The sequence below is a fragment of the Pseudoalteromonas sp. XMcav1-K genome (assembly GCF_044005875.1).
Taxonomy (GTDB): domain Bacteria; phylum Pseudomonadota; class Gammaproteobacteria; order Enterobacterales; family Alteromonadaceae; genus Pseudoalteromonas; species Pseudoalteromonas spongiae.
The window spans coordinates 16,158-40,200 of the sequence record NZ_JBIPJE010000024.1 but is presented as its reverse complement, the minus strand read 5'-3'; the positions used below and the strand labels follow the sequence as shown (position 1 = coordinate 40,200).

Below are 24,043 nucleotides of genomic sequence, written 5' to 3'. Positions count from 1 at the left end.
ATGAACAAAAGCAATAAAATTTTTAAAACTAACTTTCAAATTTAGTTACACGGGAAACTACTAATGAAAACGCAACTACGTAAAAGCGCTTTAACACTTGCTGTTGCTGCTTGTTTGGGTGCATCTGGTGCAGTTTATGCGACAGAAACCTCATCAGCAGTGCGCGGTAAAATTACTACGCCTGCAGGAGAAGCTGCTGCTAACGTTAAAATTAAATTAATTCACGAGCCATCGGGTACGGTTACTGAATATACTACGAACGACGCAGGTGCATTCCTTGCTAAAGGTCTTCGTGTTGGTGGTCCTTACACTGTAATCATCGATTCAGACAAATATAAAGATATCACTAAAGATCGTATTTACTTAAGCCTTGGTCAAACAAGCCGTATTAGCGAGCAACTTGAACCATTAACAATGGAAACAATTCAAGTAACCGGTGTTAGCTATACACAACAAGCTGGCGGAGCAAACAGTGCATTCGGTGCTGAAATCATCGAAAATGCGCCAAGCTTCAACCGCGATATTAAAGATATTGCGCGTATTAACCCACTTGCGACAGTAACTGGTTCTGGTGAATTAACAATTGCTGGTAACAATCCACGTACTAACGCGTTAACCGTTGATGGCATCTCACAAAATGATGATTTCGGCCTAAACTTCAGTGGTTACCCATCACAACAGCCGCCAGTATCACTTGATGCTATCGAGCAAGTTACTGTTGACTTTGCACCATTCTCAGCATCTAAAGGTAACTTTGGTGGCGGTACAATCAACGCGGTAACTAAGTCAGGTACAAACGAGTTTAAGTTCTCTGGCTATTATGAAACATCTACACCAGATATGGCTGGTGACGTAGATCGCCTAGTTGAAATTAAAGGTGAAGACGAGCGTACGTACGAAACCGAAAAAGTAGACCCAATTCAAACTGAAGCACGTTACGGTTTCAGTGTTGGTGGTCCAATTATCAAAGACAAACTATTCTTCTTCGCAAACTACACATCATGGCGTAGTGAATTAGAGATGGATTATGGTTTCGAAGGTTCAGGTGCTACTCACCTTTACAACACAACTGAAGAAAACTTCAACCGTTTCTTATCTATCTTAGAAACAGAGTACGGTATGACGGATTCTTTAGGTGGCGACCCTGAAGATACCAATGACACATTAATCAGTAAAATTACTTGGAATATTAACGACGCGCATCGTCTAGACTTCACTTACCAGTGGCAAGACGACCAAGATGAGCGTAATTTCGGTAATGGTGGTGACACTGTGATGTTAGCATCAAACCGTTACACTTATGTTAATACATTCAATAACTTCGCAACTAAGATTTATTCAGATTGGAATGATGATTTTTCATCAGAAATCAGCATTAGCCACAAAGATGTAACGACTGAGAGCAACACTAACTCAAACATCGGTAGCGTACTAGTTGAAGAGTATTTCCGTGGTCCTGCTTACCAGTTTGGTATGGATCAATTCCGTCATGCAAACTACGCAGAAAACCAAAATACTGCGCTTGCATTTGATGGTACATACCTACTTGGCGACCATGAGATAAAATTTGGTGCTAAGTACGAGCGTTTACGTTTATACAACCTATTTGCAGCAAACTCATTAGGTTCATGGGAGTTTGATAGCTTTGATGGTTTTGCAAATCGTGAAGTTGGTAACTTCCGTGGTAGCTACGATTTTGACTATGCAAATGCCTACACAAACGATTCAAAAGACACGGCATATGACGCAACACGTAGCCAAATTGCACTATACATCGAAGACACTTTCTACCCACACGATGACGTTGAGTTAACTGCTGGTGTGCGTTATGAGCGTTTATCTTCTGATGATAAACCACGCCTTAACGAAGCGTTCTTAGAAACTTATGGTTTCAGCAACCAAGAAAACCTTGATGGCTTAGACATCATTCTTCCACGTATTGGTTTCCAATGGTTTGCGAGCGACGACTTAACCGTTAAAGGTGGTGTAGGCCGTTTCCAAGGTGGTATTCCTAACGTTTGGTATAACAACCCATTCCAGAACGATGGTATTACTTTTGTAGCAGCACCAAGCAGTGCAATTGCTGATTACTATTCGCAAAACCCTGCTGATATTACAGAAGTACCTCAGGCAATCCAAGATTCATTGGTACCGGGTGCAGGTAGCACCAACTACACAGATCCTAACTTTGAGCTACCATCAAGCTGGCGTGCACAGTTAGGCTTTGATTACAACTTCTCAATTGAAGGTTTTGGTGATGACTACATTTGGTCAGCAGAACTTGCGTATGAGAAGAAACAAAATGAAGCTGTTTGGAAAAACACAGCACTTAAAGAAGTGGGTTTAGCAGCTGATGGCGAACGTGTAATTTACGAAAGCCGTTACGAAGGTGACAAAGCTGACAACTTCGACATTATGATGACTAATGCTGATGACGATGGTCGCTCAATTATCTTTGTTACGTCACTTGCGAAAAACTGGGATAACGGTGTAAGCATGACCATGAGTTACACGCACCAAGATATCGAAGAAAACCACGTAGGTTCTTCATCTCGTGCACAAAGTAACTATAAGCATAACATTGTTAAGAGCCGTAACATGGACATGGCTGCGCGCGGTCACTACGAAATTGAGCATAGCTTTAAGTTAAACCTAAACTACAAGCGTGAGTTCTTTGACGGTTACGAAACACGTTTCGATATGTTCTTTGAACGTCGCTCAGGTCGCCCTTTCAGCTGGGTAATGGGCATGTATAAAGATAGTGATTTAGGTGATACTCGCGACTTCTACTCAAACAGTGCATACCTTGCTTACATCCCAACGGGTGCTGATGATCCAAATGTAAACTGGGAAGAGTCTGGTATTTCTTGGGAAGAATTAAGCGCGCTTATGAATAAAGCTGGTTTAAGTGCTTCAGGTTCAATTATGGACCGTAACTCTGATAGCCAACCTTGGGTAACTAAGATGGATATCAGCATTAAGCAAGAGATCCCTGGTTTTGCAAAAGGTCACAAAGCGCAAGTTTACTTAATGGTTGATAACTTCGCTAACTTGCTTAACAGCGATTGGGGTGTTGAAAAACGTCTAACATACCCGAACCAAACACTTTATGACTTTGGTGGCTTAGATGATCAAGGCCGTTATATTCTTGACAAACGTTTTGATGGCGCAAGCACATTAAACTACAGCACAATCGATATTGGCTCGTCAGCGTGGCAAGCTAAGATTGGTGTAAGCTACAAGTTCTAAACTAAAAACCCCCTTGAAAATAAAAGCCCAGCATTTGCTGGGCTTTTTTTTACACTGAAATAAATTGGACTAAACTATTGCAGTGTAACCAAAAAGTAATAATTTTAATAAAAGCTTAATGATGCTGTTTTAGGCTTACTAAAACTACTATCAAGGGAAAGATCTATGAACACGCTCTTCAACAAAAAACTACTGCCACTTGCAGTCGCAAGCTGTCTATGTTCAACACTGGTGTATGCAAATGATACGTCATCGTCTTTAAAAGGTAACATTGTAGGGCCTAACGGTAACCCTGCCACTGGCACACAAATAACGATTATCCACTTACCTTCTGGTTCAGTAAAAACTGCAACTGTTAACGACGCAGGCTTATTTAGCGCAAAAGGCCTTCGTGTTGGTGGCCCATATCAAGTAATCGTTGATTCAAACGAGTTTGAAGACACTATGGTAGAAAATATTTATCTTACATTAGGTAAAGAATACCCATTAAGTGTGCAGCTTCAATCAGCATCAGCAATGGAGCAAATACTTGTTACTGGTCGCCCTCTTTCAATGCAATCGGGCGGTACAGGGCCTGCAAGTAACTTCACCTTAAATGATTTACAAAATAAGCCTGCAATTAATCGCGATATTAAAGACATTATTCGAACCGATCCGAGGATCTATATTAACGAAGCGGCGAGCGATGCGATTCAGTGCGCTGGCGGTAATCCACGTTTTAACAGTTTAACTGTTGATGGCGCGCGTATGAACGATAATTTTGGCTTGAACAGTAACGGTTATCCGACCGAGCGCATGCCCTTTTCTTTTGATGCGATAGACCAAGTAGCAGTTGAACTCGCGCCATTTGATGTGCAATACGGCGGGTTTACGTCATGTAACATCAATGCGGTTACAAAATCAGGTAATAATGAAGTTAGTGGCAGCGTATTTTTTGATTACACCAGTGATGCATTAAAGGGTGATTCAATTGAAGGAACGCATGTCGATACAGGTGACTACAGTGAAAAGCGTTATGGCTTTAATGTTGGTTTACCACTAATAAAAGATAAATTATTTTTCTTCACCTCTTATGAAGAGCTTGATGGCGCACAAATTTTTGATTACACGCCCTTTGCAAATGGAAAAGTAAGCCAAGCTACGATTGACCGCATTACGCAAATTGCTAAAACGAATTACGGTTATGATCCTGGTAGCATGCTCCCAAGTTTACCGGTTGAAGATGAAAAATTATTAGCCAAATTAGACTGGAACATCAGCGACGACCACCGAGCAAGCCTCGTATATAACTATAATGATGGTTATACGCTAAGCGAATCAGATTCGGACTCAAGTGCCCTATCTTTATCAAATCACTTTTATGAACGCGGCGCCAAATTACAATCTTTCGTTTCGTCACTTTATTCCGATTGGACCGATGACTTTTCAACTGAAGTACGCATTGGCTATTCGAAGTTAGATAATCGTCAAATATCTATTGATGCGGCATCAGGTTTTGGCGAAATGCGTATATCAACGCCTGACGCCGATGTTTTTATTGGCCCTGATGACTCGCGACAAGCAAACAAACTAAAATACGACAACTTATCACTAAAGCTGGCGGGTACTTACTTTTTAGATAACCATGAAATATCGTTTGGTTATGAACGCGAGTCACTCGATGTTTTTAATATGTTTGTCCAGCATAATGAGGGCGAATACCGTTTTAGTTCAATTGATGATTTTGAAAACGGTATTGCTCGCGTATATTACGGCAACGCACAAAGTCACAACCCAAAAGACGCTGCTGGTGAATTTGAGTACGCGCTCAATACATTTTATGCGCAAGACACCTACGACTTAATTGATTACGATTTAACACTGACGTTTGGTTTACGTTATGACGTGTATACCAGTGATGATGTTCCAGAGTACAGTGCGAATTTTGAACAGCGTTACGGTTTTTCAAATCAACAAAACTTAGATGGCGTTGATTTGCTGCAACCACGTTTTGGCTTTAACTGGATTTACAACGACCAATTAGAACTACGCGGTGGCTTTGGTTTATATTCTGGCGGTAACCCGAATGTTTGGATTTCAAACAGTTATTCAAACGATGGGATTCGTAATATTCAGGTCGATAAGAAAAACCTTCAAATTTTGGGACCAGATGCAATAGCGTTTAATGGTTCAGGGCGCCCCGGTTACGATATTCCAGTTGAACTTTATGACGCGGTTTCGCAAGGTGGCGCCGATGATAGCACTAATGTAACCGATCCAAACTTTGAAATTCCGTCGGAATGGAAGTTTGCCTTAGGTGGTACCTATATCACAGAGTCAAACTACATCTTTAACTTAGATTACCTGTATACCGATAAACAAGATTCCGCTGTGATCCGAAACCTAGCTGATGAAATCACGGGAACTGCGCCGGACGGACGCCCGGTGTACTCAGGAGTTAACCACCCTCGTGAATCCGATCTGTTATTGACAAATGTCAAAGGTAGCGACGGTTACTCCCATGTGCTTTCTTTTGCTTTTAATAAATCGTTTGATAACGGCTTTGATATTGCAGCTTCATATGCATATACCATTGCGAAAGAAGTACACCCAATGACAAGTTCTGTGGCGTTTTCAAACTACCATCGAATAGCCGTAAGTGACCCTGAAAACCCGGGGGTTTCTACATCCAATTACGAGGTGCCACATCGTTTTACCTTCTCCGCAGGCTATGTGCATGAATTTATTGATGGCTTAGAAACGCGCTTCAACCTATTTGGTCAAGTTAGCCAAACTAACCCGTATTCATACACTTTTTCGTCTTCTACCGGTGGTTTAGGGTTTAATGACGAGGACCGTCAGCTTTTGTATGTACCGCAAAACAATGATGCAAACGTCGTTTATGGTGATGACTTTGACCTAGAAGCATTTAATGCTTGGGTTAGTTCTGAAGGATTAAAACGCGGCGAAATACAAGATAGAAATGAAATCGATGGTGATTGGTGGACAACTATTGATTTCAAAGTTGAGCAGCAATTTCCTGGGTTTAACGATGGTCACTCAGGTTCAGCCTACTTTATCGTTAAAAACATCGGCAACATGCTAAACGATGACTGGGGTGTATTGAAACGTGGTAGTGCATTCCAACGTGCTGTCACCGCGGATATAAATGACCAAGGACAATATGTGTTTGAGGAATTTCATAATCCGTCAGGTACCAGTGTAGAAGTTGATCCATCACTTTGGGAAATTCGTTTAGGCGTTCGTTACAACTTCTAATACAAAGTATTATTAACTAAAAATGCCCAGCTCATGCTGGGCATTTTTGATTTTAAAGCAACTTACGAAACTAATCGGTCACATCATCGAGCTTATTTATAATGGTAAATAATGTACTTTGCTCTTCGTGTGTTAACTTATCAAATAATGCATTTTGCCAATTATTTGCATCACTTGCTAATTGGAAAAACAATTGTTCGCCTGCTTTTGTTAGGGCAAGCACCGTTGCACGCTTATCTTTTTCGTCTTGCATACCCACAACAATGCCTTTTTCTATTAATTGCTTTACCGCTCGTGATGCGGTGGACTTATCAAGCTCTGCCCTATCGCAGATATCTCTCGCGGTTAAGTTTGATTGCTGCGCCAAATGCGCAATCACACGCCATTGGGGTACTGTTAATCCATACTTATCGGCATATACTTTTGCAAAACTATTACTGAGTGCATTACTAAGACGCGCCAGGCGATATGGTAAGAACGAATCAAGAGTTATCATAATGTGTTTGTTTTAGAAATTTTCAGCTAGTGTGACGCTAACTTATGCGTTTTACAAGCAAGCCTAGAACACACTACACCGCTTAAGTCATTTTTAATCAAGATGCCCTTGGCCCGTTTACCCTATATCATAAGACGAGCAATAACGTTATAAACCACTCAATGTACACTTGCATTTAGTCTCACGTGAGACTATATTGATTAAAAATCACAATGGGAGTGACTATGAGTTTTCCAGAATATGACTATTTAACCGGCTTTGGTAACGAGTTTGAAACAGAAGCCCTTGAGGGTGCATTGCCTATCGGCCAGTTTTCACCGCAGAAAGTAAAGTACGATTTATACGCTGAACAATACAACACCACAGCGTTTACAGCACCGCGTGCAGATAATCGTCGTAATTGGTTTTATCGCATCCGTCCTTCTGTTGTACAAGGCGATTATTCACCGCTTGATAACGGTTTACTGCGCACTGCACCAATCACTGAGGTGCCAACACCTCCGACTATGCTTCGCTGGAACCCGATTGATATTCCAACTGAAAAAACTGACTTTGTCGACGGCTTAATCACCATGGCTGCAAATGGCAGTGCCAATGGTCAAACAGGTATTGGTATTCATGTTTACGTAGCAAATAGCTCAATGGATGGTCGCTACTTTTATAATGCCGATGGTGAATTACTCTTTGTGCCACAACAAGGCGCTCTGGTACTTCATACTGAATGCGGTAAACTTGCAATCAAACCTGGGGAAATTGCCGTGATTCCACGTGGCATTAAGTTCTCGGTTGAACTAATTGAAGCTACTGCGCGTGGTTATATTTGCGAAAATTACGGTCATCCTTATATTCTGCCTGAGCGCGGTCCAGTAGGCGCAAATGGTTATACCAATGAGCGTGACTTCCAATATCCTGTTGCCGCATTTGAAGATATTGAAGACGACTTTGAACTTGTCGCTAAGTTTAATGGCAACTTGTTCCGCTGCGATATCGGTCACTCGCCACTTGATGTTGTTGCTTGGACAGGTAATAGTGCGCCTTACAAGTACGATCTTTCGCGTTTTAACGTAATGAACACGGTAAGTTTTGATCACCCAGATCCATCAATTTTTACCGTATTAACTTCGCCTTCAGGCACTGCCGGCGTTGCAAATGTGGATTTTGTGATCTTCCCACCACGTTGGATGGTTGCAGAAAATACCTTCAGACCACCTTATTATCATCGTAATATTATGAGTGAGTTTATGGGCTTAATTGAAGGTGTATACGATGCAAAAGAACACGGTTTTGTACCTGGTGGAATGAGCTTACATAACTGCATGTCGCCACATGGCCCTGAAGCAGACGTCTTTGAAAAAGCATCAAATGCAGAGCTTGAACCACAGCGTTATGAAAACACGCTCGCATTTATGTTTGAATCGCGTTACGTTATTTCACCAACCAAGTATGCACTTGAAGGTAAAGAGCGTCAGCAGAATTACCTAGATTGCTGGAAAGGCATTAAGAAATATTTTAGTCAGTAATATCTTTTCACTTAAATTGCTGATCACATACTTAACAAAGTTAGTGTAAAAAGAACGGACAGCCGTTCTTTTTTGTTCGTGCTTAAAGGACTTAATTTTATGAAACTTTATACTTATTTTCGCTCATCTGCTGCTTATCGTGTTCGTATTGCGCTTAATTTAAAAGCTTTAGATCACGAAATGGTACCGGTAAATCTTCTAAAAAGTGAACAACAAAGCAACGATTACCTAAACGTCAATCCACAAGGTTTACTGCCTGCGCTGGAAACCGAAAAAGGTAAGTTAGGTCAATCGCTTGCGATTTTAGAGTACCTTGACGAAATTCACCCACAAACGCCATTGTTACCGAATGATCCTTGGCAAAAAGCACAAGTACGCAGTTTTGCCTATGCAATTGCTTGTGACATTCACCCAATCGATAATTTACGCGTATTAAAGTATTTAACCGGTGAACTCAATGTAACCGAAGAGCAAAAAACTGCTTGGTATTTACATTGGATCCAAATTGGCTTTGAAAAACTAGAAAAGCAAATTGGTGCAACGGATTTTTGTTGTGGCGATACTCCGAGCCTTGCCGATGTATGCTTAGTGCCACAAGTATTTAATGCATTACGATTTGGCCTTGATATGGCACAATTCCCAAAAATTAATGCGATTTATCAACGTTGTAACAGCATACAAGCATTTATTGATGCGGCACCTGAAAACCAGCTTGATGCAAACTAAGTTACCCTAGTCGAATAAAGGATCAGCTACTTTAATAGTGCGCCAGTCTTTTACATCGTCATTTAAAAAGCCTGCCTCTCGGTAGGCTTTTTCAATTAGGCCTCGGTCTCGCAGTATTTTTAGCCCACGCTGTAACGCTTCAAACGTTTGCTGTCCTAAAGGGTGCTTTTTAGAAACGACAAAGTGACGACTATCATTAAGCGCAACTTTGACATTGGGAATAGCAAAAATTTTATAGTCGGGACCAATGTAAGAAAAGTTATGCTGCTTTTTAAACGGCGCTAACATGCCATCAATCCAGCCTCGGCTAACCATTTTAGCCATTACGATCCAATCAGATTCATGCACAAGCTTTTTAGGTTTTAAACTTTGTAAGGTGATCCAATCAACATGCCAATCTTTACTTGAGACAATTGTCATGTCCGAAAGCGATAATGTCTTTGCATTATAGTTTGCAACGTTTTGTTCAGATGTAAACACGCCCGCGTAGTACTCTCCTTTACGAATAAGCGGCTCACTAATATATAAATTATCCTTGTACTGCTCAGTCGCACTCAACCAAAGTGAATCAAACGATAGCAAAAGCAAGCCTTCGTTTAGCAACTTCAAATTACGCGCATCGTAATTGCCATAAATAAAGTTAAATTGAATATCAGCACCGCCTAATAGCAGCGCTTGTTGTATAAGAATAAATTCAACGACATCGCGCTGGGCATTTTTACCCGAATAATCTGTAATATCTAGGATTGGCGTTTTGCCAATAATGTCCTTAGCATAGAAATAAATATCGGTTTCAACCGTGATATCTACCACTTTACTGTGCAGAGGTATACTTAGAAAAAACAAAAATAAAGCAAAAAAACGACATAACATGGTATTTACGCTACTCTGCTCTTAGCAACTCTTTAAGATTAGAAGTGAATGAATAAATTCACAAATATAAGGAAACAACAATGAGAGTGTTAGCTTTAGTATTATCAATGTTGACTGTCTCTTCGTTAGCGACAGCGCAAACACCAAAAAAGCATATTTGGTTAGAAACTGAGGTAAATCATTTGATCTGTTGGTATGACGATAAAAAATATACCTTAGGCGCGGTAATTGAAGTTAACGACACAAGGTTAATTTGTACACAAAGATACCCAAACCAAGAAAATGGCCCTGTGGCATGGTATCAGCTTGATAAAAAAGGCAATATTATTTACCCAAAAACAAAGCCCAAGATTACGATAAATTAAACGCGACTCAATAGGCTTTGCTTCTAAACATCTACCTAATTCGACATACGCGCGACATAATGGCTCGTCAAACGGTTGTCGCTATATGTTGTCATGGTTAATGTAAACGCACTTGGGCTGCGCTTTAACACGCGATTAATAAGATGATACACAGTACCTGCTCGACTAACTGACCAGACACTAACATGAGTAGACGACAGTGCCTCTATCCAAATATCGCCAGCTTCGTTATTTTGATCAAACCGCAAGTAACCTTGATTTGCATATAAGGTTAAACTTTGAATCCGTTGTGTAAATTCATCACGCTCTTCGGCTTTGGTTTTCGCTCGTAAAACCATTGAGTCATCATTAGTAAAAACCATTTCCAGTCTGTGAGATTTGGCCACCTTACGCGCATTAGCAAGTTCTTCACCAATACAATAAAACCCATCACTTTTTCCAACCCACGAACCGCTCAAGTCTTTAAACAAGCGATTCAAGCTCGCTTCTTGACTACGTGTTAATTTATTATTCGCAGGTAAATCTGCTAAACCAACTTTGCTCGGTGGGGCGCTAAGGCATTGAGCTGCGCTTAATGTAAAGCTTGCGAGTAAAATAACTAACATCATTGTTATACGCATAGTATGATCCTTTTAAATCAATGTGAGCATTGCTCAGTACTGTACTCTAAATTAGTTTGATACGTTAAATGAACATAGAAACCAAATGGTTACAAGACTTTCTTATTCTAAGTGAAACTAAAAACTTTAGTTTAGCTGCACAATTACGATTTGTAACCCAACCGGCGTTTAGCCGTCGAATTCAAGCATTAGAAAAAAGTTTAGGGTGCAAACTCATTGATAGACGCACCAACCCACTTAGTCTCACAAAAGAAGGTATTGCGTTTCAGCCTACTGCACAATCAGTGCTACATTTACTCAACAACTCGGCTGAAAAGTTACGGGCAACAAGTTATGCCCAGGAGCTAAAAATAGCCGCAACTCATACATTGGCGTTAGGGGTGTTTCCAAAAATATTAAAAACTCTGAAGCGACAGTTACCTAATGTCAGCGCTGAGCTTCAAATCGCCGATGCTGACGACTGTACAAAGCTGCTCAAAAGTAATAATTGTGACTATTTACTCGCATTTCATGATGAAGAATTACTAGGTGAAGGTTATGAGCGTTTTGAACTTGGCGCAGTAAAACTATTGCCGGTCGCACTGAGTTCTCAAGTTAATACGTGGCAAACGGCAACTAAAGTGCCCTACCTTGCTTATCAAGCTTCAATCTTTCTCGGTCGTACCGTTGAAAATGCGCTAAACCATCAAACAAAAAGCAGACTTGATAAAGTGGCGAGCTCATCAATGGCAGACAGTTTAAAAACCATGGTAATGCAAGGTCTAGGTATGGCATGGCTGCCTGAATTCGCGATTGAAAAAGAGCTTCAAGATCAAAAGCTCAGCATCATCACCGGATTTGATGCCATCAATAATCTAAGCGTTAGCTTATATCGAATTCCTTCTAGCGATCATACAAAATCTATTTACTGGCAAGGCATAACACAAGCTTTAGAAAATGACGACTTAAACTAACGTTGAATGAGTAAAAGTAATCATTATAACGCTAGGCGATATGGAAACTTCCCTGTGCTATGCATAATTTGCATAACCAAAACCTATTTAAAGCATTAGTCTTTAACCTAGCTTATCGGTAATCTTGCGCCGACTCTCACCAATACAAGACAAAAAACAATGCGTATAGAATCTGATCTTCTCGGTACAATGACAATTGAAAACAATGTACTCTATGGCATACAAACTCAGCGCGCAGTAAATAACTTTCCGTTAAGTGACAAGACACTTTCACAATACCCTGCGATGATTAAATCACTCGCCTACGTTAAAGCAGCCTGTGTTCGCGCAAACCAGCAAATAGGTCTAATTAACGATGAAAAAGCTGATGCAATTTTTGCATCATGCAATGATCTAATTGATGGCCAGTATCATGATCAATTTCCTGTTGGCATGATCCAAGGCGGCGCGGGCACATCAACCAATATGAATGCCAACGAAGTAATCGCTAATATCGCACTGCAAAAGTTAGGACATCCTCTCGGGGCCTACCAATTTATACACCCTAATAGCGATGTAAACTTGTCGCAATCAACCAACGATGTTTACCCAAGCGCCATTCGCCTAAGTATCTTGCTACAACAGCCAAAGCTGATGGCCAGCCTAGAAGGCTTGATTGAACGTTTTTCTGAAAAATCTCAAGAATTTAAACATATTCTTAAGCTGGCCAGAACCCAATTGCAAGATGCAGTTCCAATGACATTAGGACAAGAGTTTGCGGGGTTCGCATCAACGCTACGTGAAGAAGTAAAGTTACTTAATCAGTTAAGCCCATTCTTCTATGAAATCAACTTAGGTGGAACCGCGGTTGGAACAGGGATAAATACCAAAAAAGGCTATGCTGAAGTAGCAATCAAGCAGTTAGCATGTTTAACTGAACTACCCTTTGTTAAGGCCGAAGATTTAATTGAGGCCAGCTCTGATATGGGCGCGTTTGTAATTTACTCATCAGCACTTAAACGTCTTGCAATCAAGTTATCTAAAATTGCCAATGATTTACGCCTATTAAGTATGGGTCCACGCGCAGGGTTAAGCGAAATAAATTTACCAGCAAAACAACCGGGTAGTTCAATTATGCCGGGTAAGGTTAACCCGGTTATTCCCGAAGCCGTAAGCCAAGTCGCATATCAAGTAATTGGATTAGACTCAGCAATCAGTATGGCGGCTGAAGCCGGACAACTGCAATTAAACGCAATGGAGCCGTTAATAGCATTTAATATTATGGAAGAAATGGCGCTACTAACTAACGCATGTAGCATGTTCGACCAGCACTGCGTTTCAGGCATTAGTGCAAACCATGAGCGTTGTCATTATTTATTAGACAATAGCCTCGCGCTTGTTACGGCGTTAAATCCATTTATTGGTTACGACGCTGCCACCGACATAGCTAAAGACGCATTAAGTTCAGGTAAAAATATCAAAGACTTGGTGTTGGAAAAAGGGATCCTTAGTGAATCTCAACTAGCAAATATTATGCAACCAGAAAAATTGACTGAACCTGCATAAGGCTTAAGCACTTTTAATAAATAAAGTGTATAGCAAATGCTATACACTTTGTTTGCAACGCAATACTAAGCGTTGTTTGATGTGTTTATCGATTATTTCGCACCAAGCTATCGCATGAAAAATGACGAGCCATAAAAATTAATTGCTAACAAAAACCGAAACTTAATTCCAACCCAACTTAATTCTACACCACTACTTTCGCTCTAGAATAACGGCTCCCTCGCCCTCTTCCTTTAAGCAATCATCTTGGTTATATAAGTGGCACCTTTCCAACGACAAACAACCGCAACCAATACACGATGTGAGAGAGTCTTTTAGCTTTTCAATATATAAAATCTGTTGGGTTAACTTATCACGCCACGCAGTAGCGATGTGTTCCCAGTCACTAACCGTAGGTGTACGTTCATTAGGTAATTGCGACAAAATTGCTTTAATATCACTTAAACTAACACCAATTTTCTGGCCCGCTTTAATTAATGCGATCCGTCTTAATACATCCGGTTTATATCGCCTTTGGTTGCCACTATTACGCCAACTACGAATTAACCCTTTTTCTTCGTAAAAGTGGAGCGTCGAGACTTTTACCCCAGCACGTTTTGCAATATTTCCAACCGAAAGGTTCGCATCAGCCATAACTAAAATTGTTCACTGTTTAATTCTATAAAATACCCGTACATTTTTATGATAAGTGATGAAGAACTCAAGTATGACTCGAAAAAAATACGACAAAATACGTAACAAGCTATGTCTCGGTTAATGCGAAAATAAATCGTATCTCACATTATTAAACCGAGCATGTTTAAGATATTAGAAAACATAAAAAAGAATATGCAAAGGGTAATGATTTTAGGTTTACACTACGCAAAAAAAGCGCCTATTAAGATAATAGGCTTGTATTCTAAAGTTACTTTCAAAATACAGCCATAATTAACTTGCTTAATGCAAATCTTCGCCTACGCCTCATGCTAAATCACGAATCGATATGTTAATCGTATAAAAGCTTAAGGTAATTTTATTTGGCTGAGTCTAAAACTCGTATGTATGCTGCAGCTTGTTTACGTTCGTTAACCTTATTCCTTATGTAAACAGTAAGTTAAGGCTAACAAAATAATTTACAGTGATTACTACAATTCATTTTTGATATCACTGCAAACAACAGTCCTAGTAATCCCAATTTAACGCATATATCTACTTAAATTTTATGCTAAAACTTCGCGTAATCGACTAAATTAGTTAAAAGAAAACAATTTTTATTATAGTACCTAATTACTAGCCAAAAGTTATAAAACAGGATTTAAAATAATTATTACTTATATAAAACCACTAACTAGTTCTAAATTGGCAATTAAATAGGCTAACTAGTGTTGATCTTTTCTGGACAAAATTGCTATTGTTACAACATGCCGTTATTTTCATTTAGATGAAGCGAAAGTCTAAGCGACTTGAATTGAAATTAATACTTTATCATTAACGGCAAAAATTAGTCCCCAAAACTATGTATGCTCTACAAGGATAGAGAAATGACAACAAATTACGCAAAAGTAAAAGAATTGTGCGACCAACTGGTTTCTGATGGAAAGCCAGTGTCGGTTGAGGCCATTTTACAAGAATGTGAAGGCAGCACTGCGAGTATTCTTGCACACTATCAACGTTGGCGCAGTGAGTCGCAAGACACACGCCAAGCGACAGCTGATACAGGGTCATTAAGTGACGAGTATATGGCTGCATTTCACCGCGAGATTAAACGTTTCTCAAATGCTATTAATCGTGATTTCGAAGTTCAACTTGAACGTGCTATTGAAGCCGAAAAGTTCGCTATCCTAAGCTTACAGAAAACAGAACAAATTACCGGTGAATTAACCGAAAAATTACAACTGCTTGAAGCGCGTTTAGAAGAAGAAACAAGCCAATTCAAGCAGACAATCGCTGAAGTCGAAGACAATGCCGATGTTGAAATTGCATCGCTAAAAGAGCACCACGAAAAGCAGCTTCAAGACCTTACTGAGTCTAAAAATCAAACAATCGAAGATATGCGAATTGCCAATGAAAACACCATTGAGCAATTAAAGGCTAATAACGCTGCAACCGTTGCAGAATTAAAAGAGTCGAGCGAACGCACCATTGCTGAGCTAAAACAGTCTGGCGAAGCAAAAGTAAGTGAGCTTACTGAGAATGTTGCAAGCCAAGTACAAACTCTTGAAGCGGCACTTGAAGAAAAAGACTCGAAAATCCAAGCATTATTACAAGAGAAAAACTCTACACTTTCTCAGCTTTCACAGTTAGAGCAAACTGCAAATACACATGCAGCGAAAGCAGAGCAGCACAACTCGGAAGTTGAAGATCTTCGCCAAGCAAAAGAAGCAATGCAAGCACAGCTTAAACAAGCTGAGCAAAGCATTGAAATGATGAAGAAACAAAACCTTGAGCTATCACAGCATAACCAAGATCAGCAAACAGCGGTTAAAGGTGCAAAAGAGCAAATCGAAGAAATGCAGACGCAGCTGGCCGAGGCTCAGAAGGTTGCGACAAACTTTGAAAGTGAAAAAGAAAACTTACTTAAGCAAATGGACTTCGTTAAGAACAATTCAACCGCTACTATTCAGCGCTTAACGCAAAACTCTGATCAAAACCTCGCTAAGATCAGACTACTTGAAGAAAAACTTGTTAGCGAACAGCAAAACGCATGGCGTTATGAGAATGAAAACGAGAAGCTACAAGAACAGCTTGAATTTATTAAGCAAAACTCTGCAACGACTGTAGAACGTTTAACACGCAGCGCCGAAAAAGCGATGGCACGTGTGCGCGATCTAGAACGTGAAGTAGATGATGCTAAGTTAGAACTTGAACAAATACGCGCTCAAAACAACGTTGTACCGCTACAAGATCAAGCATAACCATATTGGTTAGTGAATCGGAAAAAAGGGGTCATTTGACCCTTTTTTATTATTGCAAAAATGCTAAAAAAAGCTAAATTGAAAGGTAAATCGCTAATTTTAAAAACAAATTGAAAATTTACACAGCACGTCAAGCAGTATTAAATCACAAAAAAAGATTAGTCGCCTATGAGCTGCTATTTCGTAATAGCCGCGCTAATTCATTTCCTACCGTAGACCCAGTTATTGCCACCTCAAAACTTATCGCCGATAGTCAGTTTATTATCGGATTAAGGCGCTTAACGTCTGGTAAAAAAGCGCTCATTAAGTTTCCACATCTTGGTATATTGCAAAAGCAGCCAGAGCTGTTACCAAGCAACGATTTTATTGTTGAGTTAATGACAGACTTCGTGCCTAATCAAGAAGTGTATGAAGCATGCCGTAGCTTATTTCACAAAAACTATGTGCTAGCACTTGATCCCTACACTCCCGATTTTGACTGGCAACCTTATTGCAACTTATGCCGCTTGGTGAAATTTGATATTAGTAGAACGCCATTAAACACGGTAATTGCCGATATTAATAAGTTAAAGCAACAAAAAAACCTCAAACTAATGGCGACAAAAATTGAAACTCATGAAGATTTCGAACTCGCCAAACAACTTGGCTTCGATTACTTTCAAGGGTACTTTTTATGTCGCCCACAATTAATTGAACAGCAAGATATGGTAAGCCACTCACAAACTGTGGTGTTACTCTATAGCGAACTTGTAAAAGAAGAGCTCAATTACGACAAAATCGCTAATCTGGTTGAGCAAGATGCTGCGCTTTGCTACAAATTACTACGCTTTATCAATTCGGGTCTGTTTCCTACTCGCGAAGAAATTAACTCAATTAAACAAGGATTGATTTACCTTGGTGACCAAAACGCGAAGCGTTTTTTAAACCTAGTTGTTACTGCGCACTTTGCTAAAGACAAGCCCCACGAACTAATTCGCATGTCGACCATTCGAGCCAAATTTTGCGATGTAATTGCGCAAAAAATCGCGCCAAGTTTAAAAAGTAAATCATTCTTGGTTGGTCTTTTCTCCTTATTAGATGCCATTTTCGATCGCTCTATGGACGTAATTATCAAACAGCTCCCACTCGGAAAAGACATTAGCGATGCATTAATTGGCGAAGAGAATCTCAATCGAAATATTCTTGAACTCGTGCTTAGTTATGAATCTGGTAATTGGCAAAAAATAGAATCACAGTGTAACAAACTAAAACTCGATCAAGCGGATTTACCAGCGTTTTATTATGAAGCCATAAAGTGGAGTGATATTTTATATAACTGTACCCAGCAAGAAGACCCGCTATAAAAAAGCCCAGCAACTTGGCTGGGCTTTGACGTTATATAACTTATATATTAAAACATATAGCTTAATTTCACGTAGTAGAAACCACCGTTGTAGTCGTACGGACCACTTTCGTAATATTTAGCACCTAGTACACCATACGAAGCAGTTGGTAGTTTTTGTGCTTCTTGGTCGAATATGTTGTTTGCACCAACAGCTGCTTTAAAGCTCTCATTAATGAAATAACTCACTTCCGCATCAAAGGTAAATGATGAATCCGCAATTTCATTCCAACAGCCGTCTAAACAATCATCATCGGCATGCACTGCGAAGTATTCGCCGAAGTAGTTAGCGCGCACAAACATGCTAATATCATCCCAGTTTTGGGTAATTGTGAACGTAGCACGGTGCTGAGGCATGCCTTCTTCTAAACGTTTTACTTTACCGTCGCTTGTGGTTGCTGGGTTAAACGCGTCAACTGTTGTTTCATTCCAGTTATACGCTAACGCAAATTTCGTTGCGCCATTGAGTAAATCGGCTGAATAGTTAGCAACAATATCAACGCCTTGTGTTGTAGTATCAAAATCATTTGCAAAGTAGGTAACGGCCGAGATTAACTCTGGGTTTTGTACACCAAGCGATCTAAGTTCAGCATAATCTTCTTCACGTACAGTGATTTGACTAGACTGCGCGATACGATCTGTTACTTCAATGTTGTAGTAATCAACTGTTAAAAAGAAATCATCATACTCATATACAGTACCTAATGCATAACTTGTTGATTCTTCCGGTGTCAGCTCTTTACCACCATAAAACGCAGAAAGTGGATCTGTTGGCGGCGCTAAGAAACTTTGAATTAATTCACCGCCTACAAGTGATGTTGCCGTATTTACAACATTTGCCTGACCAACGGTCGGTGCTCTAAAACCAGTACTTGTTGAACCACGGATCTGCCAATCATCTGAAATAGCATATTGCAGTGTTAACTTGTAGTTCGCTGTATCGCCAAAGGTATTGTAATCTTCGTAACGAAGTGCCGCGCCAAATAGCAAGCTTTCAGTTAAATACGCTTCAGCGTCAACATATGCCGCCCAGTTACGACGAGTATTAGTTCCTTGAGATTCAGGACCAAAGCCTTTAAAGCCATGCGAACCAATATTAAAGCCTTGGTCTGCGTATGGTCCCGCTTTCCATGAGGCTTCTTCTCCTGACACTATTTCGAACGATTCTTCTCTAAATTCAAAACCACCAGCAAGGTTAAGCGGATCATCTAAACCCACCTCAACTGATTTAACTAAATCAAAGTTAAATGTCTTTTCAAGTTGAATATATTTACCCGTGTCAAAATCAACTGGCGTGTCTAAACCAAGTGATGGGTTAAGCGAGTTATAAAGGTAGAAATCCGCCGCATTTCGACCTACTGAGCCGCTTAAATCAAAATAAACTTCATCTAACCAGCCACCACTAATCTCACCTTCAACACCCATGGTAAGCGATGTATCAACGATGTTACCAGCAAATTGCGGCGTGTAACCACCTGGGAAAATCATGTTCATTGAGAAACAGTTAGGATCAGCAACCATATCTTTATATGCTTGCGTATCAAGTACATTCGGTACATTTGCCGGTACAACAGCACATGTTCTAGGACCGCCATTTGCTTGACCAATATCACCAATTAGCAAAGTTTCGCCGCCATCGTTTGAATAAACATTACTGCGGTTATGTGGATTACGATAGTAAAAGCCACCTGTTGCATCACGTTCAGAATAGTTACCAAACATGTAGAATTCTTTATCATTGCCTAAATCAAGGCCAACGTTACCAAACACCGACAAGTCGTCTTCAATTTCTGGATTACCCCATACTTGCGCAGGATCATTGATGTAAGTGTTACCTGCGTCAGCAAGCCCCCCAGCATCTGGGCGCTGAACTGAACGGCTCGTCGCATCGGCATTTTTTAATGCGAAAGACAAGTTAGCAAAGCCATCATCAGTAAATGGCATGCCAATATTACCTTCAATTGTCGTGGTGTCGCCGTCACCTTCAAAGTACTCACCGTATTTAACTGTGATACTGCCACCTTCGGCTGAATCTTTTAACACAAAATTCATTACGCCCGCGATGGCATCTGAACCGTATTGAGCTGCAGCACCGTCACGAAGCACTTCAACTTGTTTTAAAGCGATGCTTGGAATTACCGAAATATCTGGACCTTGTGCGCCATCATTTACACCACCACCTTGAAACGCAATAACTGATGCACGGTGACGACGTTTACCGTTCACAAGCACTAAGGTGCTGTCAGACGATAAACCACGAAGGTTAACAGGGCGAATTAATGTTGCGGCATCACTGATAGGCTGTTGACGCACATTAAATGAAGGAACTTGGCTTACAAGTAGCTCTAGCATGTCAGATGAACCATGCTTTTCTAAATCATCACCACCGATAATATCAATCGGCACAGGTGAATCGGCGATTGAACGTGGCGCAGAGCGTGTACCTACTACGGCGATTTTTTCGACGTCTTTTTTAACCTCTTCGGTGTTATTTTCTTCTGCTAATGCAGAATAAGACATGGTTGATACGAGTGTTGATGAGCAGGCAAGTAGTATTGCCTTACGTAGCGCTTTAATTTTCATAATTTCCCTAGCAACTTAGTTAATTATTATGTAAACGTATTTAACATACTATTTACATAAATAGACTAAATTGGGGATTTTTCAAGTATAAAATTGAATAAAATGTATCGTTAGCGCAATTTTTATACTAAAACCGTGAATTATATAATTTTTCCTCTCAGCGCTTTCGTATGACTGTGTTTTTTCTTGCTGTCTAATCGCTTTCGTTGGGAGCTTTTTGTCGGTTTTGTTGCGCGGCGTTTTTTTTGTACAACCATCGCCGATTGAATAAGCGCTTTAAGCCTATCTAGGGCATCTTGTTTGTTTTGCTCTTGAGTCCTAAATGACTGCGATTTAATTACAATAACACCATCGTTAGTAATGCGGCTGTCATTAAGAGCCAGTAATTTTTCCTTATAAATTTGCGGCAAGCTGCTACGTTTAATATCAAATCGAAGGTGAATTGCAGTTGCTACCTTATTCACATTTTGTCCTCCACTGCCTTGTGAGCGAATCGCTGTTAATTCCAGCTCCCAATCGGCAATACTGACTGAATTTGAAATTTGTAACATGTAAAACCCTCTGTTACCTAGATTGATAAAATTAGCGTGTTTCGCATTTAACTCTATTGAGACGGTTATAATCATAAAACCGGATTAAACAACTCACGCGCATTCTACTGCTAAAATTGTGGTACTGTAATAGCGTGTTAGCCATTAAAATCGGTTAAAACAGGCAATAATGCCAACGCTGCAACACACAAAATATTTACACTAATTGTCAGCAAAAACCATTTTCGAAACGGTTGTTTTAGTGTTTTATGCCTAAAAAACGCTTGCGCAAATACAGCACCTAACCAACCACCTAACACATCATAAATATGAAGCGTCGATTCAGGCACACGCACTTTATCTTTTTTTGCTTTGTGCTTATCAATACCATAAACAATAAAGGTGAAAACACTCATCACGATGTACACAGGGACGAGCCAAAACGGCAATAACGTCAACCAAACTAAACTGGCTATTACAAGGCAAAATAATATTACAAATAAGATCATTAAGATGAGAAATCGGTTATATAAATCAGCACCACGCAGTCTATCAGATTACGGACGTAAGGTTTGTAAAATTCAAATCAATATAAGTTCTGATAAATTACTAACTTGATAGCGAGTCGAATACTTACCAACCGTACCAAACTTTTTCGCTGTTGCGGTCAGCATCAAAAGTCGTCTTGTTAGTTTAAAATAAAAGCTGTGCTCTCATTCACACGATACTAAATAGCAAAATATCAAGCGACGTTTAGCCAGTACACATAAAAAAGGGCGACACACAGTTCGCCCCATTTCATTTAGTTATTGCTTACTGTAACCGTCTCATCGCGCAACAAATGTAAAAAGTGCATGTGCTTTTGGTATTGATCAATTACATCGTTAATAACCGCATTCTCCGACCATCCCATAATGTCGTAGTCTTGACCACCTTCTACTAAATGCACCTCAGCGCGATAGTAACACTCCTCGTCTTCGTCGCTGTTAAAGCTCGGTTGTACGTGTTTTTTCTTATGAACACCGTAAACAAAGTCATGTTCGTCGCCGTGATACACTTTTAAAATAAGCCCTGAATCTTTAACAATAACCTCAGTCTGAATATCATTAAGTTCGAATTGATTTTTCAACGCTTTAAACGCCCGCTTTACAACTTTATTAATAAAATCAGAAGTGTTCTTTTTGTCAGGCGTTGACACAATATTATTGAGTTTTTCTTGCCAGTCTTCACCATCAACATAATGATTTGTCGGCGTTATGTTCATTTGTAAACTGTCCATCTTTGCAGCTTCAATTTGCAGCGCTTTAACTAAACCAAAACACGCAAATAGCAACACGATAGCAAAAGGTAATGCGCTGGCAATTGTCATGGTTTGTAATGCGTTCAAGCCCCCCACTAAGCTTAACACCGCCGCAACTACGCCAACGCCGATAGCCCAATACAAACGTTGCCAAAGCGGTGTATCGTCCTCACCATTTGAACACAGCATATTAATTACCATTGCGCCCGAATCGCATGAGGTTACAAAGAAAATAACAATCATTAATATTGAAAGCCCGGTTAAGAATGCACTCCATGGGAAGGCTTCTAAAAATACAAACAGAGCAACGGCCGAGTCACTACTTACCATCTCCATTAACGACACATAACCTTGCTCTACCACAAGATAAATTGCGCTATTACCGAAAATAGTCATCCATAATAAAGTAAAGGCCGTAGGCACAACCATCACACCTAATATAAATTCACGAATGGTGCGCCCTTTTGAAATACGGGCTATAAACAATCCTACAAATGGCGCCCATGCAAGCCACCACCCCCAATAAAAAATAGTCCAACCACCAATCCAGCTTTTCTTTTCATAGGCAAATAAATTAAATGTATTTGACACAATTTCAGACAAGTACTGGCCCACGTTTTGTACATATGCCTGAAGTAGAAATACCGAAGGCCCAAGTACAAAAATAAAAATCAACAAGGCAATGGCTAGCAACATATTAGTTTCGGACAAAATTTTAATGCCCTTATCAAGGCCTGTTGCTACTGAAATAGATGCAAGTGCAGTAATTGCAAGCATAATAAGCACTTGGTTAAGTACACTTACATCAATATCGAATAAGTAGTTCAATCCTGAGTTTACTTGGCTTGCGCCCAATCCAAGTGATGTGGCCACGCCAAATACCGTACTTACAACCGCAAACACATCAACGACATGTCCTTGCCAGCCATAGATTTTATCACCAATAATCGGGTGTAAAGCAGAGCGAAGCGTTAACGGTAAGCGATGACGATAACTAAAATACGCAAGCACCAAGGCCACGATGGCATATATTCCCCATGCATGAAAACCCCAATGGAAAAAGGTTATTTTCATCGCTTCTCTAATTGCGTCAAGGGAGTTGACCTCAGCAGTTGGTGGCGACACATAATGCATAATCGGCTCAGCAACACCGAAAAACATCAAACCAATGCCCATACCGGCAGCAAACAGCATGGCTATCCAAGTCGACAACTTATAGTCTGGCGTAGAATGATCCGGCCCGAGTTTCACCGAGCCGAAGCGCGATAAACTCAAATACAAGACAAAACCAAGGATAATGGCAACCGCCAAGATATAAAACCAACCACCGTTCGTAACTATGGTTGTTTGCAATGAGTTATATAGTTCGTTGGAAAATTCTGGCGCCATAATCGCCACAATCAAAAGAACAGATATAACAAAAGACGCAGGTAAAAAAACCGCTTTATTTAGAACATTTGTTTTAGTTTGCATAAGTCAGGGAATTTGCTTAGTACTCTAATTATTATAATGCAATATCAAGGCGTATTCTTAACTTTTTATACGATCCACCCGATTTACAGCTTCAAAATATAACTATAACGCGCTAAAAAAGCGTGATTTCCAAAAATTAACCTATCAATAGAAATATTTCGACATCTTAACGATAGTCAACAAATTTATGTTCAACCCTATAAGCATTTAGCAAATTACCCAAGTAACAAAGTGGAAAATAGAATAAAAAACACTCAACTTTAAATTTTTTATGCCG

17 protein-coding genes are annotated in these 24,043 nt (G+C 40.0%); 9 read left to right on the top strand and 8 right to left on the bottom strand.

Annotated elements, in window-relative coordinates; all coding sequences use genetic code 11:
* Nucleotides 1-63: 63 nt before the first annotated feature.
* Both ACHSBP_RS02480 and ACHSBP_RS02475 read left to right on the top strand, forming a co-directional pair.
* Complete coding sequence (locus ACHSBP_RS02480) at nt 64-3,249, top strand: TonB-dependent receptor domain-containing protein (RefSeq protein WP_395388068.1); 3,186 nt, start codon at nt 64-66, stop codon at nt 3,247-3,249.
* A 165-nt stretch (nt 3,250-3,414) separates the two neighbouring features.
* The gene (locus ACHSBP_RS02475; RefSeq protein ID WP_395388067.1) at nt 3,415-6,507 is read left to right on the top strand and encodes a carboxypeptidase regulatory-like domain-containing protein; all 3,093 of its coding nucleotides are present in this window, start codon (nt 3,415-3,417) and stop codon (nt 6,505-6,507) included.
* 70 nt (nt 6,508-6,577) lie between these two features.
* Here the strand turns inward: ACHSBP_RS02475 and ACHSBP_RS02470 are convergent, their stop codons facing one another.
* A complete protein-coding gene (locus ACHSBP_RS02470; protein WP_010559357.1) occupies nt 6,578-7,003 on the bottom strand; it encodes a MarR family winged helix-turn-helix transcriptional regulator in 426 nt (141 codons plus the stop codon).
* Between the two features lie 224 nt (nt 7,004-7,227).
* Here ACHSBP_RS02470 and hmgA point away from each other — a divergent pair, with 224 nt between their 5' ends.
* Nucleotides 7,228-8,523 carry a homogentisate 1,2-dioxygenase gene (gene hmgA, locus ACHSBP_RS02465; protein ID WP_395388066.1) on the top strand — a complete coding sequence of 432 codons (1,296 nt, stop codon included), beginning with the start codon at nt 7,228-7,230 and terminating at the stop codon, nt 8,521-8,523.
* A gap of 99 nt (nt 8,524-8,622) precedes the next feature.
* Entirely contained in the window at nt 8,623-9,249 is a 627-nt protein-coding gene (gene maiA / locus ACHSBP_RS02460) for a maleylacetoacetate isomerase (protein WP_010559359.1), read from the top strand.
* A 6-nt stretch (nt 9,250-9,255) separates the two neighbouring features.
* On the opposite strand, the gene ACHSBP_RS02455 is transcribed toward maiA, so the two are convergent.
* A complete protein-coding gene (locus ACHSBP_RS02455; RefSeq protein ID WP_395388065.1) occupies nt 9,256-10,062 on the bottom strand; it encodes a hypothetical protein in 807 nt (268 codons plus the stop codon).
* A 140-nt stretch (nt 10,063-10,202) separates the two neighbouring features.
* Here ACHSBP_RS02455 and ACHSBP_RS02450 point away from each other — a divergent pair, with 140 nt between their 5' ends.
* Nucleotides 10,203-10,487 (top strand): DUF1496 domain-containing protein, encoded by a 285-nt coding sequence (locus ACHSBP_RS02450; RefSeq protein WP_395388064.1) that lies wholly within the window; start codon nt 10,203-10,205, stop codon nt 10,485-10,487.
* Nucleotides 10,488-10,522: 35 nt separating this feature from the next.
* On the opposite strand, the gene ACHSBP_RS02445 is transcribed toward ACHSBP_RS02450, so the two are convergent.
* On the bottom strand, nt 10,523-11,107 hold the full coding sequence (locus ACHSBP_RS02445) for a hypothetical protein (protein WP_395388063.1): 585 nt from the start codon (nt 11,105-11,107) through the stop codon (nt 10,523-10,525).
* A 68-nt stretch (nt 11,108-11,175) separates the two neighbouring features.
* On the opposite strand from ACHSBP_RS02445, the gene ACHSBP_RS02440 reads away from it, so the two are divergent.
* Together ACHSBP_RS02440 and ACHSBP_RS02435 are read left to right on the top strand one after the other, a co-directional pair.
* Nucleotides 11,176-12,060, top strand: a complete 885-nt coding sequence (locus ACHSBP_RS02440; RefSeq protein ID WP_395388062.1) for a LysR substrate-binding domain-containing protein — start codon at nt 11,176-11,178, stop codon at nt 12,058-12,060.
* A 159-nt stretch (nt 12,061-12,219) separates the two neighbouring features.
* A complete protein-coding gene (locus ACHSBP_RS02435; protein WP_395388061.1) occupies nt 12,220-13,605 on the top strand; it encodes an aspartate ammonia-lyase in 1,386 nt (461 codons plus the stop codon).
* A gap of 192 nt (nt 13,606-13,797) precedes the next feature.
* Here the strand turns inward: ACHSBP_RS02435 and soxR are convergent, their stop codons facing one another.
* Nucleotides 13,798-14,238, bottom strand: a complete 441-nt coding sequence (soxR, locus tag ACHSBP_RS02430) for a redox-sensitive transcriptional activator SoxR (RefSeq protein WP_010559365.1) — start codon at nt 14,236-14,238, stop codon at nt 13,798-13,800.
* A gap of 887 nt (nt 14,239-15,125) precedes the next feature.
* Between soxR and ACHSBP_RS02425 the strand changes: the two genes are divergently transcribed.
* Together ACHSBP_RS02425 and ACHSBP_RS02420 are read left to right on the top strand one after the other, a co-directional pair.
* Nucleotides 15,126-16,499 carry a DNA-binding protein gene (locus tag ACHSBP_RS02425; RefSeq protein WP_395388060.1) on the top strand — a complete coding sequence of 458 codons (1,374 nt, stop codon included), beginning with the start codon at nt 15,126-15,128 and terminating at the stop codon, nt 16,497-16,499.
* Nucleotides 16,500-16,609: 110 nt separating this feature from the next.
* Complete coding sequence (locus ACHSBP_RS02420; RefSeq protein WP_395388059.1) at nt 16,610-17,842, top strand: EAL and HDOD domain-containing protein; 1,233 nt, start codon at nt 16,610-16,612, stop codon at nt 17,840-17,842.
* Between the two features lie 47 nt (nt 17,843-17,889).
* Here the strand turns inward: ACHSBP_RS02420 and ACHSBP_RS02415 are convergent, their stop codons facing one another.
* The 4 genes from ACHSBP_RS02415 to ACHSBP_RS02400 form a co-directional block, all read right to left on the bottom strand.
* Nucleotides 17,890-20,463 carry a TonB-dependent receptor plug domain-containing protein gene (locus ACHSBP_RS02415; RefSeq protein WP_395388058.1) on the bottom strand — a complete coding sequence of 858 codons (2,574 nt, stop codon included), beginning with the start codon at nt 20,461-20,463 and terminating at the stop codon, nt 17,890-17,892.
* A gap of 140 nt (nt 20,464-20,603) precedes the next feature.
* Nucleotides 20,604-21,014, bottom strand: a complete 411-nt coding sequence (gene arfB / locus ACHSBP_RS02410) for an alternative ribosome rescue aminoacyl-tRNA hydrolase ArfB (protein ID WP_100915022.1) — start codon at nt 21,012-21,014, stop codon at nt 20,604-20,606.
* Between the two features lie 137 nt (nt 21,015-21,151).
* Nucleotides 21,152-21,442: a DUF1294 domain-containing protein gene (locus tag ACHSBP_RS02405; protein ID WP_395388057.1), complete on the bottom strand. Its 291-nt coding sequence runs from the start codon at nt 21,440-21,442 to the stop codon at nt 21,152-21,154.
* A 353-nt stretch (nt 21,443-21,795) separates the two neighbouring features.
* Nucleotides 21,796-23,766 carry a BCCT family transporter gene (locus ACHSBP_RS02400; protein ID WP_395388056.1) on the bottom strand — a complete coding sequence of 657 codons (1,971 nt, stop codon included), beginning with the start codon at nt 23,764-23,766 and terminating at the stop codon, nt 21,796-21,798.
* Nucleotides 23,767-24,043: the final 277 nt, after the last annotated feature.

Coding starts and splice junctions, on each gene's coding strand:
- ACHSBP_RS02480 (WP_395388068.1), top strand. CDS start 64: ATGAAAACGCAACTACGTAAAAGCGCTTTAACACTTGCTGTTGCTGCT.
- ACHSBP_RS02475 (WP_395388067.1), top strand. CDS start 3,415: ATGAACACGCTCTTCAACAAAAAACTACTGCCACTTGCAGTCGCAAGC.
- ACHSBP_RS02470 (WP_010559357.1), bottom strand. CDS start 7,003: ATGATAACTCTTGATTCGTTCTTACCATATCGCCTGGCGCGTCTTAGT.
- hmgA (WP_395388066.1), top strand. CDS start 7,228: ATGAGTTTTCCAGAATATGACTATTTAACCGGCTTTGGTAACGAGTTT.
- maiA (WP_010559359.1), top strand. CDS start 8,623: ATGAAACTTTATACTTATTTTCGCTCATCTGCTGCTTATCGTGTTCGT.
- ACHSBP_RS02450 (WP_395388064.1), top strand. CDS start 10,203: ATGAGAGTGTTAGCTTTAGTATTATCAATGTTGACTGTCTCTTCGTTA.
- ACHSBP_RS02445 (WP_395388063.1), bottom strand. CDS start 11,107: ATGCGTATAACAATGATGTTAGTTATTTTACTCGCAAGCTTTACATTA.
- ACHSBP_RS02440 (WP_395388062.1), top strand. CDS start 11,176: ATGAACATAGAAACCAAATGGTTACAAGACTTTCTTATTCTAAGTGAA.
- ACHSBP_RS02435 (WP_395388061.1), top strand. CDS start 12,220: ATGCGTATAGAATCTGATCTTCTCGGTACAATGACAATTGAAAACAAT.
- soxR (WP_010559365.1), bottom strand. CDS start 14,238: ATGGCTGATGCGAACCTTTCGGTTGGAAATATTGCAAAACGTGCTGGG.
- ACHSBP_RS02425 (WP_395388060.1), top strand. CDS start 15,126: ATGACAACAAATTACGCAAAAGTAAAAGAATTGTGCGACCAACTGGTT.
- ACHSBP_RS02415 (WP_395388058.1), bottom strand. CDS start 20,463: ATGAAAATTAAAGCGCTACGTAAGGCAATACTACTTGCCTGCTCATCA.
- arfB (WP_100915022.1), bottom strand. CDS start 21,014: ATGTTACAAATTTCAAATTCAGTCAGTATTGCCGATTGGGAGCTGGAA.
- ACHSBP_RS02400 (WP_395388056.1), bottom strand. CDS start 23,766: ATGCAAACTAAAACAAATGTTCTAAATAAAGCGGTTTTTTTACCTGCG.